Genomic DNA, 15,434 nt, shown 5'->3' with positions numbered 1-15,434 from the left:
ATGATGGTGATGTATTATGAAAGTAGCTCTTTTGAATACATTTGATAGTGGTGGTGCAGGGAAAGCAGCTTTAAGATTAAATAAAGCACTGAATTCAAATGGTGTAGAAAGTCGTTTGTTTGTGAAATGGAAAAATATCGATGATAATTATGTGAGTCAAGTTATAGCTAAAGACGTTAATAATATGCTATTTGATAAATTATCTATGAAGTATTTTATTCAAAATATAGAAAAAGGGAATACGATTTCTTCTTTAATGTATCCTAGTGTAGGATTTGAATTTTTGAAACAATTTGAGAGTTATGATCTCATCAACCTACACTGGATTCCATCTTTTATATCTATAGAAGCCATTGAAAAGCTTGATAGCATGCAAAAACCTTTAGTCTGGACTTTACACGATGAAAATCCGTTTACTGGCGGTTGCCACTACAGACACGGATGTGAAAAATATAAAAAAGACTGTGATTCATGCCCCCAATTAGTTATTAACCCAAATAATATAACTAAACATATATTAAGTTCTAAAATTAAAAATATTCCCAAGAATATTACAATTGTTACACCAAGCAAGTGGCTTGCTGAGACTGCAAGAGAAAGCGCGCTATTTAAAAATCATCGAATCGAGATTATTGCAAATTCTTTGGAGACAGAAATATATAAACCAAATAAGAATTCTTCTTTTAAAAAAGAAATAGGTTTACTAGAAAAAACAAAAATTATTTTGTTTGGCGCTGAAGATTTAAATGAAAAAAGGAAGGGATTACGTTATTTGTTAGATGCAATTGAGCATCTTAAACAAGATAATAGAATCCAAGAATTATTAGCACAAAATGAATTATATGTATTGGCTTTCGGGAATCCGTCTCCAATTTTAGACGAAATGGACATACCATATAAAGCGCTTGGGTATATAAGTGATGATAAAAAACTAGCCGAAATATATTCAATTGCTGATGTTCTTGCCCTTCCATCACTTGAAGATAATCTTCCCAATATGATGCTAGAAAGTTTAGCTTGCGGAACTCCAGTAGTTGCATTTAATACTGGAGGCATAAAAGATATTATTATTAATGGTTTAAACGGCTATTCCTGCGAAATTGGAAATAGCATTGAATTAGCTAATAATATAAAAAATATTATATTCAGTAATAAAGATTTTTCACAAAATTGTAGGAGTTATGCCGAACAATATTTTTCATTTGAAAAACAAGCAAGTGAGTATAAGAATTTATTTGAAGACATGCTAAAAAATAAAAGCACAAATCTTTATAATTCAAAAGAGATCTCCCGATTTAGTCCTGAGGTTGCGGAGCCTTTAATGGATTGGATTTGTGACACTAGTATGGAAATCGAAACTACTTATGTTGAACTAGAACGAGCTAATAATGATTTAAACAAAGAAAAAGTTGAGTTACAACAATCCATAGATCTCCTAATCAAAGAAAAGGGAAATCTTAATCAAGAAAAACTTGCAATGAACGATTCAATAAAACAATTACAAAATGATATTGAGAATTTGCAGAAACATAATGAGAATTTGAAGAAACAAAATGAGAATTTGCAGAAACATAGCGAGAATTTACTGGTGGAATTAGAAGGGCTACAACATGATAAATTAAATTTAATAACTCAATTAGATAATTTATCACATCAGAAAGATTTAATGACAATTGAAAATCAAATTCTCTCTCAAGATAAGACTGCTTTGTTGATTGAAAAGGAACAATTTATTAACGAAGTTAAGAATTTGCAAAGATTAATCGAAAATTTAGAATACAACAATGAGAATATGTCATTACAACTAGAAAGCATCTATCAATCAAAATCATGGAAAGTTACAAAACCTCTAAGATTACTTGCTAGATTATTCAAAAAGAGATAAAAAAATTGACTAATATGGTGAATTGATATGAAAAAAAAGGTTTTATTTATATACCCACATAACTTCCTAGAACGGAACATGGGGACAAATAATAGAGTTTATGAAATAGCAAAATACCTGAAAAATAATAATTTTTCAATTGATTTATACTCTTTTGAAAATTTTGTGAGTTCAACATTTAATGAATTTCAGAAGTATAACAGTGAAGGGATTATCGATAAATTATTTTTGTATGATTTTAATCATACCCAAAAATATGTTAGGGTTTCAAGTGCCAAAGGCAAATTGCAAAGACTTATATTGAATCTTTTTAAATTAAATAATATTCAAAAAAATGAATTGGATGATTGGGTTACACCAATTATGCAGGAGCAATTTAATGAAATATTAAAGAATGATTATGATTATATTGTGATGTTTTATGTATATACTGGGAATTTATTGAACTTCACAAATGAAAAAACAAAAAAAGTGTACTTCATGGAAGATTTGTTATCTGTAGGGCACTATATTACAGGTTTATCAAGTGAAATTGGTGGACCACTTGAAAGTGAGATCAAGAGATTAGAGAATTTTGATGAAATAATTTGTATTTCAAATGATGAAAAAATCTTCTTTGAAAAAATTCTAAATAAGAAAAAGTTTAGATTTTTACCACACCTAGTAAAAAATAAAATTGAAGAAGATGAAATTAACAAAAAAGATATTGACTTGTTGTTTATTGGTTATGACAATTCTTATAATATTGAAGGAATACGATGGTTTTTAGAAAATGTATACCCACATCTTGATTCGAAAATAAATATAACTATTGCGGGTAAGGTTGTAGAACATATAGAAGAAAATTATAGCAATATTACGAAATTAGGCTACGTAGAAAATTTAGATGAACTGTATAGTAGAACTAAAATTTCTATGTGCCCTTTATTAAATGGAACTGGCATGAAGGTAAAAGTGATAGAAGCGATGAGTTATGGTATTCCTATTGTCTGTACTTCTAGAGGCGTTGATGGCTTCCCGGACAAAACCCAAAATGGCTGCTTAATCACAGATAATAACAAAGAATTTGGACATTTTATTAATCAACTACTTAATGATAATAATTTTTATCAGAAGTCATTAAATGAAGTTGCCCAGTATTTTAACAAGCAGCTTTCGTATGAACAGAATGCATCTAGTTTAAAGGAAGTTTTTAAATAAAGGGGTAACAATTATGAAGATAGGTTATATTGATCACTCATTTCATCAAAAAACGCAATCATCAAAATTCTTTGTGGATTTACTCAGACGCAATGGATTAGAGGTAGAATATATATGGGATGATTCTTGGAGGGGAGGCAAGGCGGTAAACTTAGATGAACTAATTGGATCATATGATTCTTTTATTTTTCATCAATTATCAGCATTTGCCTCAAAACCATACTATAAACTCCCTGTTAATATTACGTATTTACCTATGCTTGATAATTTTGGAAATGACCAGTTATTTCACTTTAATAGGGATTTCTGGAAACATTACGCTGGCGTAAAAGTGTTATCTTTCTCGAAAGCTCTAAATAGTGCAATCTTAAGTCATGGTTTAGCTAGTAAATACGTACAATACTTCCCCGACCCATCAAATTTTACTTATAAAGAGAATGAAATTGAACGACTTAAGGGATTCTTTTGGCAGAGGGTTCCAGAACAAATTAATTGGGAAATTATAAAAAAGTTAGTGAAAGATGCTAATTTTTCATCAATTCATATTCATAATGCAGTTGATCCTGGACTTCAACCGTATTATCCGTCTAATAAGGATATTAAAGATTTTAATATTAGCATTTCAGATTGGTTTCCGGAAAGACAAGATCTTTACAAAGTTATTGCTGAAAACGAAGTGTATTTTACACCCCGTTCATCAGAAGGTATAGGAATGTCCTTCCTTGAAGCGATGGCCATGGGTAAATGTGTTGTTTCACCCAATTATGGTACGATGAATGAATATATCCTTAATGGAATAAATGGCCTATTGTATGATCTGAAAAATCCTCATCAATTAAACTTTGCTAACATAAAAGAGATATGTAAGTTAGCTCGACATAGTGTAGAAATTGGATACGAGCAATGGTTAAGCAAAGAAGAGGAAATAGTTGATTTTATTGTGAAACCTAGTAATGACATCTATTCAGTCTATTATCCTAATGGTTATAATTTGGATGATATCGCCAGAGTTAGCAGTAATCAAGAAGCTTCACAATTATATACCAATAATAATAAGGATTCTTCACTTCAAAGATTAAAAAAGAAAGTAGCAAGTAGTAAAGCTGCTCCATACATAAGACCAATATGGAGACTAATGAAGAGGAATTTATCTACCCATAATAAACCTGTTAAATTAAATAATAGTGTTGAATTAACCAAAACGAATTATTCAACTCAATGTAATATTAGTAAGACATCAGTTAATTTTCCATTTGGTGAAATATGTGGAAAGTACTTTAGCTCTGAGACCAGCAAAGACAATATTATATGTGAGGGTGGGTTAAGATTAAAAGGCGACTATAAAAAGTCATTTCCCAACAAGCCACTTGTTAGTATCGTTACTGTGGTCTGGAATAGAGCACAAAAACTCGAGAGATCCATGAAGTCTGTGTTTAATCAGACATATGATAATATTGAATATATTATTGTAGATGGTGGAAGTACTGATGGAACAGTTGATATTATTAAAAAGTATGAAGATGCAATAGATTATTATGTCTCAGAGTCCGATAAGGGAATTTATAATGCGATTAATAAAGGACTAACATTTGCGTCAGGTGATTTCATAGGAATTTTGAATTCAGATGATTGGTTTACTCCCGATGCAATTGAGTTATCAGTCAAAGAACTATTGAAACAAGAAGCAGATTATTCCGGAGCAGAAGAATATGTTATTAATGAAGATGGGAGCCTAGTGGGAATATATGAACTCAAACCTTTCAATAATATTGCACTATTAGCCCAAAACCCATGTAATCATGGTACTATGTTTATTAGTAGAAAAGCTTACGAAGTAATTGGATTCTATGATGAAACATTCCGAATCGCAGCAGATTACAAAATGCAACTTCTACTTGTAACAAATCCTGAACTGAAGCCTTGCACAGTGCAAAAACCTATTCATTATTACGAAGTTGCAGGGATTTCAAGTATTGAAAGAAGTAAAACTCTAGCAGAAGTAAAACAAATATTGAAGTATTATCATAAAAATCTATTAGATAGTCAAATTGATTCTCTAATTGACTTTATGCATGATTTTAAAATGGATGAAAATATTGTCAAAGATTTAGAGTCAATATTAAGTAAGAATGATTACACATTAGAGCAAAAAGAGTATTTGTTGAATCGGATGGTAACCTATGGTTATAAGCAAAAATCGGAGCTCTATGGGGCGAATTAAATATTGTATTTTAATAATTCTATTATTAATAATCCAAATCTAAATTGAAAAAGTGCGCAAGAGTATGGAGTATACGCTTGCGCACTTTCTAAGTGAGCTTATTTCATAGAGGATATTAGGAATCATTTGGTTTCCATGATAACTATTAGATTGCACCAATAAAAAATGTAACCTAAGATTGTTGTTCTTTCACGAATTATAAATGATGTATTGTCTCCTTGTAAAGATGGGATTTAAAAGGTTTACTTTTTCCTTTATCAATAATCATTTAGTTTCTCCTAAAATATTTAGTAGAAGCTACTACTATAAGATAATTAAGCTAGAACTCCCTCAGCCCAACTTATCCTAATCAACCAATAAACATTATTTAATAAAATTTGGAAAGGGAACTCAAAAGTATGTTATTTTCTTCTCCTTTATTTTTATTTTTATTTGCTCCAATTTTCTTTACAATCTATTTTTTAACAATTAAAAAACATAGAAATCTTGTAATTTTATTAGGGAGCCTTTTCTTTTACGCATGGGGAGGGCCATCGTTTGTAGGGATTCTTTTACTATCTTTATTGGTAGATTGGCACATAGTAAATTTAATGAAGAATTCAAAAGATGGCCGAATAAAAAAGTTTTATTTTATTATTGCTTTATTAATCAATTTATTATTACTTATTTATTTTAAATATGTAAATTTTTTCATATCGAATATGAATGATATCTTAAACTTAATTCATATTCAAGAAATTACATGGCCAAATGTAATTTTACCTATAGGAATTTCTTTTATTGTATTTCATAAAATAAGCTATATTATCGAGATTTATCGTGGGGAAAAAGAACCAACAGAAAAACTTAGTGATTATATAATTTATATAATGTTATTTCCAATGGCTATTGCTGGTCCAATTATAAAATATAAAGATATCTCAGATCAATTAACTAATAGAGAAAGCAGCTTTGACGATATACTCTATGGTGTCCTTCGGTTTTCTATAGGTTTATTTAAAAAGGTATGGATAGCTGATAATGTTGCAATAGTAGCGAATGAAGTGTTTTCGGTTCCAACTAATGAAATTAATATTGTTTTTTCTTGGATAGGAGTTATATGTTATTCATTACAAATCTATTATGATTTTTCTGGATACGCGGATATGGCTATTGGGTTAAGTAGAATTATGGGATTTAAGGTTTCTGAGAACTTCAATTCCCCTTATATTTCTCAGAATATTACTGAGTTTTGGAGAAGATGGCATATTTCTCTTTCTTCTTGGATGAAAAATTATATCTATATTCCACTTGGTGGAAATCGAAAATCAAAAGTTAGAAATTACTTTAATCTTTGGTCTGTCTTTTTAATTTCTGGTCTATGGCATGGAGCAAGTTGGACTTTTATTGTTTGGGGAATCTTACATGGTTTATTTATTGTATTTGATAAATTGTTTTGGTTAAAAGTTTCATTGAAAATTCCAAAATGGATTAATATTTTAATTACATATGTATTAGTATTAGTGGCATGGGTATTTTTCAGGTCTAGCACAATAGAGTCAGCTCTACAATACTTGAAAAAAATGTTTGATTTTTCAACAATATATCAAGAAGTACCGAATTCACTTAAATCTCTGGAGTTTTCAAATGTTATTTTTTTTATTATCATATTTTCAATTATCATAACTTTTCTTCCGTCTTTCGTTCAATATAAGACAGGGTTAATAAAGTACAACCATATATTTGGATCTACATTTATTAAAATGATTTGTATTCTTGTTATTCTTTTGCTTTCCATTACAAAATGTGTTACGTCCTCTTTTAGTCCTTTTATTTACTTTCAATTTTAATTTGGAGGATCGCAAAATGAAGAAGTTTTATATGGGTTGGTGTTTCATTTTATTAATATGGTTGGTAATTGCTATGCCCTTGATTCAGATGAAATATAACCTTATAAAAAAGCCAACACTAACGGGTGTTGTAGAAAAAGTTAATAGGCCTGTGTTCACGATAGGTGATTGGAATAGTGGAACATTTCAACATCAATTCGAAGATTGGTTTAATCAGAATTTCGGTTTAAGAGAGTACTACATAAAGACTAACAAACAGCTGTATTATAGTGTTTTTAATCAAACACCATATAAAGATAACATTACGATAGGAAAAGAGAAACAGTTATATGAAACAGGTTACGTTAATGAATACTTAGGGTTTATTCCACCTATGGACATGATATTATTGGAAGAAAAAGTGAAAGACATCAAAATGTTGCAGGATTTATTACACGAACAAGGTAAGACTTTTTTACTACTCTTGACTCCAAGTAAAGCTTCAATCTATCCAGAATTTTTACCCAACAAACTATTATCCCAAAAGAATAATCTTGCGAGGAATTATGATAATATTAAACCATTACTTGATAAGTACCAAATTCAATATATCGATGGGCACAGTATTACAGAATCTGCGAAGAAAAGTAGTGGCTATGATATGTTTCCACGAGGCGGGACGCATTGGAATTATTTGGGGGCTTATTATACTACTAAAGCTTTAGTAGAAAAGATTGAAAACTTAACTGGTAAGAGTTTAATAGATTTTAATCTCAATAAGATTGAACTATTAGAGCCAAAGGGGACAGATCGTGATTTGGCTGATCTTTTGAATCTGTGGATTCCACCAATAAATTACACCAGTCCAAAACCAATTATATCTGTAGATAAAAATTCAGGAGAATTTAAACCATCTATTTTAATAGAAGGAGGTAGTTTCTCTAACCAAATTATTGATACTCTCTCCAACATTAATATGTTTCAAATGTTAGATTTTTATTTTTATTATAACTCTCATAATCAATACAAAATAGGAGAAGAAGCGAAATATTTAGGTCAGATTTCGCAAGTTGATTGGAAAAATGATGTTCTTAATCACGATGTTATAATTGTTGAAATGAATGAGCAGTATATAGCTGGAAAATTGAATTCTAATAGAATATTTTATGAGGATATGCTGGCACAATTTACACCCGATAATTTGAGGTTTCCAAATGTAAATACCTCCTTGGTAGAAAAGACTGAAGTAAATGGTAGTAAAGGATATATTATTAAGAAGGGGGTCCCAGCTCCTGGAACAGTTTTTTTAGAAAGTGGAAAATTGCAGTTGATCCCGGGTAAGAAGTATAGACTTAGTTATAAAGCAAGTGGATTTTCCAAATTAAATTTTGATTTGTTTCCAGATGACCTTCCTCAATTTAATAATGATAAAATAACAGATAGTGTAACAGAGTTCTCCTTTGTATTTAAATCAGATAATGCTAGTATTAAATCTGCAACTGCTCGATTTTTTATTGATGGTCTAGAAAAGTCGACAGACAAAGATTTAGTGATTTATGATATTAAATTAACTCCTGAATCCTAATATTTTAAATGCAAGTTAAGGGCTGATTGAATTTAAACCGATTATTTGCTGGGAAATTACAATTTGTATTTTGTAGTCAATCGAATACTCCTGTCTCTATTAGGAATATTTAAAAGCAGTAAGAATTAACTACAGGATTGTAAAAATCTAATAAACTTGGAGGACGAAATGAAAGGAATTATTCTCGCAGGTGGGACGGGCTCGCGTTTGTACCCGCTCACAAAAGTGACAAATAAACATCTACTTCCTGTAGGGAAATATCCTATGATATTCCATTCTATTGCTAAACTAAAGCAGGCTGATATCAATGATATCCTGATCGTAACCGGCAAAGAACATATGGGGGATGTAGTAAACCTACTAGGCAGTGGTAAGGAGCTTGGTGTATCATTCACCTATAAAGTACAGGATGAAGCAGGTGGTATTGCCCAAGCTCTTGGTCTTGCAGAAAAATTTGTTGGTAAGGACAAAATGGTAGTGATCCTTGGAGATAATGTTTTTGAGGACAGCATCGTTCCATTTGTAGATAACTTTAGTGTTCAAGATAAAGGTGCTAAGATACTGATCCGAGAAGTTAGAGACCCGCAGAGATTCGGGGTTCCTGAATTGCAAGAAAATAAAATCGTTTCTGTAGAAGAAAAACCAAAACAACCCAAAAGTAATTATGCGGTTACTGGCATTTATATGTTTGATAGCATGGTATTTGATATAATTAAGTTATTGAAACCATCAGGTCGCGGTGAACTTGAAATTACTGATGTTAATAATGCATATATTGGAAATAATTCACTTACCTATGATATCCTCGAAGGCTGGTGGACAGATGCAGGTACGCATGCCTCTTTAGCTAAAGCCAATGAACTAGCGAAGGAACTGTTGTTTGGTGAAGAGTTCGGGGAACTTAAAATGTAAGAGGTGTAAATGCTGATGTATATTTTTTCTACTAAATTAGAAGGATTGCATATCTTAGAACCCGATGTCCATGGAGATAATCGGGGCTTTTTTATGGAAAGCTATAGTCGTAAAAAGTTACTGGAACTTGGAATAAGGCAAGAATTCATCCAAGATAATCATTCATTGTCCGTAGAAACTGGCGTACTACGTGGACTACACTATCAGTTGAATCCTAAAGCTCAGACAAAGTTAGTCCGAGTAGCATCCGGAGCTATTTATGATGTCGCGGTAGACATTCGCAAAGATTCATCTACGTTTGGCGAGTGGGTAGGCGTTATTCTAAGCGAAGCCAACAACCGTCAACTGCTTGTTCCAAAGGGATTTGCTCATGGTTTTTGCACCATTGTTCCGAATACACAAGTGCTTTACAAAGTGGACGAGTACTATTCGCCTGAGCACGATAGAGGAATTCTTTGGAGTGATCCTGAATTAAATATTGATTGGCCAACATCTAAACCTATTCTTTCTGATAAAGATCAAAAGCATCCGCTGCTTAAAGATGCGGAAATAAACTTTTAAATGGGAATAATATGCTGATGAAAATACTCGTTACAGGCGGAGCCGGTTTTATCGGTAGTAACTTCGTGCATTATATGTTAGATCGTTATCCGAATTATCGAATCATTAACTTGGATGCATTAACTTATGCTGGTAATCTGGAAAATCTCAGATCCATCCAAGAAAATAGTAATTATTCTTTCGTAAAAGGCGACATTACAAACTCTGTGCTTGTAGATAGCCTATTCGAACAAGGCGTAGATACTGTCGTTCATTTCGCCGCGGAGTCGCATGTGGATCGGAGCATCTTAGAGCCAGATGTTTTCGTGAAAACAAACGTTCTTGGCACGCAAGTGCTGCTTGAAGCCGCACGGAAATATAATGTTAAGAAATTCGTCCATGTGTCAACAGATGAAGTGTATGGAACACTTGGAGAAACGGGTCTTTTCACAGAAGAAACCCCTCTTGCTCCAAACAGTCCATACTCAGCTAGTAAAGCAGGTTCGGATCTTTTAGTTAGATCTTATCATGAGACGTTTGGCCTCCCTGTGAACATTACTCGTTGTTCCAATAACTATGGGCCTTATCAATTCCCAGAAAAGTTAATCCCATTAATGATTGCTAATGCTTTGAGTGATAAATCTCTCCCTGTATATGGAGATGGTCTTAACATCCGTGACTGGTTGTATGTAGAGGATCACTGCAGTGCGATCGATCTAGTTTTACATAAAGGAATTAATGGTGAGGTTTATAATATTGGCGGAAATAACGAGAGAACAAATATACAAATCGTACAGACTATTCTTCGTGAGCTAGGAAAACCAGAGTCATTAATTCAGTACGTTAAAGATCGTCCTGGACATGATCGCCGATACGGAATTGATGCAACGAAGATAACAAATGAGCTGGGTTGGGTGCCTAAGCATAATTTTGAGACGGGTATACATGAAACAATTCGTTGGTACCTGGATAATCAGGTTTGGTGGAAAAGAATTCAGACTGGTGAATACCAACAATATTTTGCGAAGCAATACGGCGAACGTTTAGGTGTTTAAGATGAAGATTTTAGTGACTGGGGCTAACGGTCAATTAGGACGAGATATTGTTAAGATTCTAGGTACCAGGCATGAGGTTTACGGCCTTGGTAGAGAACAGTTGGATATCACGAATGAGAAACAGTGCGAGAACGTTCTTAAAGACTTAAATCCAGATGTGATTATTCATACTGCAGCTTACACCGCTGTTGATCTTGCTGAGAAGGAAACAGAGTTAGCTTTCCTTGTTAATGCCCAGGGAACTAAGAATTTAGCAATCACAGCAGAGAGTATCGGGGCCAAATTCTGTTATATAAGTACGGATTATGTATTTGATGGAACGGCCACGAATGCTTATCGAGAAGATGACGAAGCCAATCCGCAAAGTGTATACGGCAAGTCCAAAAGAGCTGGTGAACAGCATGTGCAACTGTTATCGTCTAAGTTTTTTATTGTGAGAACTTCCTGGGTCTATGGGATTTATGGAGCTAATTTTGTTAAAACGATGCTCAATTTAGCAAAATCTCGTGATTCTTTAATGGTAGTAAATGATCAATTTGGATCACCTACTTATACGGTAGATCTCGTTTTATTCCTTGAAAAGCTTATAAAGACGGAACAATACGGGATATTTCACGTTTCAAATGCTGGAATTTGTTCGTGGTTTAAATTTGCTTGTGCCATTTTCGAAGAGAGTGGAGTGAAGGTGCAAGTAAATCCTTGTACGACTGAAGAATTTCCACGCTCAGCTCCGAGACCACGAAATTCAGCTATGCAGCATGAAGCCATCCGTGCAAATGGCTTTGATGAAATGCGACCTTGGCGGGAAGCGCTGAAAGCATTTTTGAAAGAGCTAGAGGAGAGTAAGTAATGAATACAGTCAGTATCCATATAGTGACCTACAATAGCTCTGAACACATCGACGACTGCTTAAATGCAGTCATCATGCAATCCTACCCCATAAATCAAATCATTATTATTGATAATGCTTCAAAAGACAACACGCTTGAAAAATTAAAAAAGTGGTCTGACAAGATTCAACTTGTTAAGAATGCCAAAAACAATGGTTTTGCTGGCGGACACAATCAAGCAATAAAATTGACAGACACAGACTTTTGCCTGATTTTGAATCCAGACGTAGTCCTTGATAAAGATTATGTTCTTAAGACAATTGAAGCATTAGAGAACACACCTCAGGCTGGAAGTGCCACAGGGAAACTGCTCTTCAAAGCCGATCCAAAGCACATTGACAGCACAGGCCTTATCATCAACAAAGCTCGTAGAGCATTTGACCGCGGCGCACATGAGACAAGCGATCTCTTTCAGCTACCTGAGGAAGTGTTCGGCGTCTCAGGCGCCGCGGCCATGTACTCTCGCAAGATGATCAACGACATTAGTTTAGATGGCGAGTTTTTCGACGAAGACTTCTTTGCATACAAAGAAGATGTAGACGTCGCTTGGCGAGCACAGCTGCTCGGTTGGAAGGCTCAGTACGAGCCATCTGCAATCGCTTATCATGAACGAGGTTGGAAAGAAGGCGGTAGGAGCAGTAAGCCGCTTTTTGTCAGGAGACTGTCCTACATAAACCGTTACAAAATGATGGTGAAGAACGATAGCCTCTCCAATATGTGTAAGCATATTGCTCCTCTTTTCATATACGAAGGCCTTAGTTTCGCTTATTCTCTTTTAAGAGAACCAAAGCTGCTAGGCGCATGGGCCGACTTCTTTCGTAAATATGCGAATCTACAGAAGAAGAGACAATCAATACGCTATAAGCAAAAAGTATCACCTAACGAACTTAATAAATGGTTCAGATCATAAGATTAGCACAAGCTAGTCTTATTTTTTTAGGCTAATTTTAATATTCGCATGTTATAATAGGGTTAATGAAATTAAGACAAGTGAGGTTTCCCCTTGGATTTATCAATTATTATCGTTAATTACAAAACACATGACTTAACCCTAGCCTGTATAAAGTCAGTATTTTCGTCAGCTACAGCATACACTTATGAGATTATTTTAATCGACAATGCCTCGAATGACGGAATCATTAAGTCCGTTAACGAACAGTTCCCCCAAGTCGTTTGTATCGCCAATAAAAACAATGTAGGCTTCTCAAGAGCCAACAATCAAGGCATTCGCAAATCAAAAGGGAGATACGTGCTGCTCCTGAACTCTGATACCGTCGTCCAACAAGACACGCTGGATACAATGCTGCGTTTCATGGACGAGAACCCAATCGTAGGAGCCAGTGGCTGCAAAATTGTACTTCCAGACGGTTCGCTCGACAAAGCCTGCAAAAGGGGCTTCCCGACGCCGTCAGCGTCCTTTTACTATGCCTTCGGATTTTCTAAGCTATTCCCGAAAGTTCCACGCTTCAATCAATACCAGCTGGGCTACTTGGATCCAGACGAGGAATACGGCATTGATTCACTAGTAGGTGCTTTCATGTTAATCCGCCGCGAGGCGATTGATCAGGTTGGAATGCTGGATGAGGAATTTTTTATGTATGGTGAGGATATAGATTGGTGTTATAGAATTAAACAGGCAGGCTGGGTCAATTATTATTACCCTAGGACGCAAATCATTCACTACAAAGGCGCGAGCAGCCGAAGGAAGCCGTATAAAATTATCTATGAATTCCATCGTGCGATGATTTTATTTCATAACAAACACTACCGTCAGAAGTATTCCTGGCTGACCAATGCGGCGGTTTACATAGGTGTAGGTTTGAAGTTCGGTCTTTCTTTAGCAAGAAATAAACTAAAACCAACGAGGTGATTTACATTGATTCGACAGAGTCAAGGTTTTTTGACCCAACTTTACGCGCTGGCCGACTTCATATGTATTCAGCTCGTATTTTTACTTTCCTGGTGGCTGAAATTTAAAAGCGGCTGGATTCATTTTGATTCTCCACTGCCAATTAAGCATTATTTGATGTGGAGCGTCAGTTACGCCTTAATTGCAATTTTCATCAGTTATATGACTAATTTTTATACGCCAAAAAGAAAAAAGCAGTTTTCATTTGAGGTATTTAAAATTATTCAAGTGCATGTATTCAGCTTGTTGCTGCTTTTAAGCCTTTTGTTTATTCTAAAAGAAGTAGACGTTTCGCGTTCTTATCTGTTGCTTTTCTTAGTGAACAACATCCTAGCTATTAGCTTTTACCGCTATATGATCAAAATCTCGCTGAAGCGAGTCCGGCAAAAGGGCTATAATAAGCAATTCATCCTTATTCTTGGAGCGGGTTCGCTTGGTAGACAGTTTTACACGAAACTCAGACAGCATCCTGAGCTAGGGTACGAGGTTGTTGGGTTCCTTGATGATTATCAAGAAAAACACGAGATCCCTTACCAGAATTATAAGCCGATTATTGGTAAAATCGACGATCTTGAATCGATATTGAATGATACTATAGTCGATGAGGTCATTATTGCACTCCCGTTGGATGCTCATCGTAAATTCGGACATATCATCAATGTCTGCGAGAAAATTGGTGTCAAAACGCTCATTATTCCGGACTTTTATGATTTCTTGCCTTCACGCCCTTATTTCGATAACTTTGCGGAGATGCCGCTCATTAATGTGCGGGATATTCCCCTGGATGAGTTCCGAAATCGGCTGTTCAAGCGAGCTTTTGATATCATATTTGCTAGCGTAGCTATCATCATTACAGCACCGGTCATGCTTGCATCGGTTATCGCGATTAAATTAACTTCTCCAGGGCCAATTATTTTCAAGCAAGAGCGGGTTGGACTGAACCGCAGGAATTTTATGATGTATAAGTTTCGCAGCATGAATGTGTTGCCCGAAAGTGCTTCTAATACGGAGTGGACGGTTGAAAATGACCCGCGGCGCACAAAGGTTGGAACTTTCCTGCGCAAAACAAGTTTGGATGAGTTACCTCAGTTTTTTAATGTGCTTTTTGGTCATATGAGTGTTGTCGGCCCAAGGCCGGAACGTCCTTATTTCGTGGAACAATTCAAGGAAGAGGTTCCGAAGTATATGGTGAAGCATCATATTCGACCTGGCATTACGGGATGGGCGCAAAGCAATGGTTTGCGTGGAGACACATCGATTGAAGAGCGTATCAAGCACGATATTTTTTATATTGAAAATTGGACTTTTTTATTTGATATTAAAATTATTTGGCGAACGATTATTAATGGCTTTATCAATAAAAATGCATATTAATTAATTTTTTTCACCTCAACCGCATGATTCGTCAACATCTTCCCCATACTAAGCA

At 34.5% G+C, this 15,434-nt stretch carries 12 protein-coding genes; all 12 read left to right on the top strand.

Going from position 1 to position 15,434, the window contains the following annotated elements:
* Positions 1-16: 16 nt before the first annotated feature.
* The 12 genes from PCH02S_RS27320 to PCH02S_RS27265 all read left to right on the top strand — a co-directional run bounded on the left by PCH02S_RS27320 (position 17) and on the right by PCH02S_RS27265 (position 15,379).
* Positions 17-1,885 (top strand): glycosyltransferase, encoded by a 1,869-nt coding sequence (locus PCH02S_RS27320; RefSeq protein WP_127457268.1) that lies wholly within the window; start codon positions 17-19, stop codon positions 1,883-1,885.
* A gap of 27 nt (positions 1,886-1,912) precedes the next feature.
* Positions 1,913-3,085, top strand: coding sequence for a glycosyltransferase (locus PCH02S_RS27315; protein WP_127457267.1), 1,173 nt, complete (start codon positions 1,913-1,915; stop codon positions 3,083-3,085).
* Positions 3,086-3,098: 13 nt separating this feature from the next.
* Positions 3,099-5,306: a glycosyltransferase gene (locus tag PCH02S_RS27310; RefSeq protein WP_127457266.1), complete on the top strand. Its 2,208-nt coding sequence runs from the start codon at positions 3,099-3,101 to the stop codon at positions 5,304-5,306.
* Between the two features lie 398 nt (positions 5,307-5,704).
* Positions 5,705-7,135, top strand: a complete 1,431-nt coding sequence (locus PCH02S_RS27305) for an MBOAT family O-acyltransferase (RefSeq protein WP_127457265.1) — start codon at positions 5,705-5,707, stop codon at positions 7,133-7,135.
* Between the two features lie 16 nt (positions 7,136-7,151).
* Positions 7,152-8,699 carry an alginate O-acetyltransferase AlgX-related protein gene (locus PCH02S_RS27300; protein WP_127457264.1) on the top strand — a complete coding sequence of 516 codons (1,548 nt, stop codon included), beginning with the start codon at positions 7,152-7,154 and terminating at the stop codon, positions 8,697-8,699.
* 168 nt (positions 8,700-8,867) lie between these two features.
* Entirely contained in the window at positions 8,868-9,611 is a 744-nt protein-coding gene (locus tag PCH02S_RS27295) for a sugar phosphate nucleotidyltransferase (protein WP_127457263.1), read from the top strand.
* Between the two features lie 15 nt (positions 9,612-9,626).
* Complete coding sequence (gene rfbC / locus PCH02S_RS27290) at positions 9,627-10,172, top strand: dTDP-4-dehydrorhamnose 3,5-epimerase (RefSeq protein WP_127457291.1); 546 nt, start codon at positions 9,627-9,629, stop codon at positions 10,170-10,172.
* 17 nt (positions 10,173-10,189) lie between these two features.
* Entirely contained in the window at positions 10,190-11,206 is a 1,017-nt protein-coding gene (gene rfbB, locus PCH02S_RS27285) for a dTDP-glucose 4,6-dehydratase (RefSeq protein WP_127457262.1), read from the top strand.
* 1 nt (position 11,207) lies between these two features.
* Entirely contained in the window at positions 11,208-12,056 is an 849-nt protein-coding gene (rfbD, locus tag PCH02S_RS27280) for a dTDP-4-dehydrorhamnose reductase (protein WP_127457261.1), read from the top strand.
* Complete coding sequence (locus PCH02S_RS27275; protein WP_127457260.1) at positions 12,056-13,006, top strand: glycosyltransferase family 2 protein; 951 nt, start codon at positions 12,056-12,058, stop codon at positions 13,004-13,006. Before rfbD ends, PCH02S_RS27275 begins: the two co-directional genes overlap by 1 nt.
* Positions 13,007-13,099: 93 nt before the next feature.
* Positions 13,100-13,966: a glycosyltransferase family 2 protein gene (locus tag PCH02S_RS27270; protein WP_127457259.1), complete on the top strand. Its 867-nt coding sequence runs from the start codon at positions 13,100-13,102 to the stop codon at positions 13,964-13,966.
* 6 nt (positions 13,967-13,972) lie between these two features.
* Positions 13,973-15,379, top strand: coding sequence for an undecaprenyl-phosphate glucose phosphotransferase (locus PCH02S_RS27265; RefSeq protein ID WP_127457258.1), 1,407 nt, complete (start codon positions 13,973-13,975; stop codon positions 15,377-15,379).
* Positions 15,380-15,434 lie beyond the last annotated feature (55 nt).

The sequence above is a fragment of the Paenibacillus chondroitinus NBRC 15376 genome (genome assembly GCF_004000765.1).
Taxonomy (GTDB): Bacteria; Bacillota; Bacilli; order Paenibacillales; family NBRC-103111; genus Paenibacillus_E; species Paenibacillus_E chondroitinus.
The sequence above is the reverse complement of the archived record's forward strand: the minus strand, read 5'-3'. Positions and strand labels throughout refer to the sequence as shown.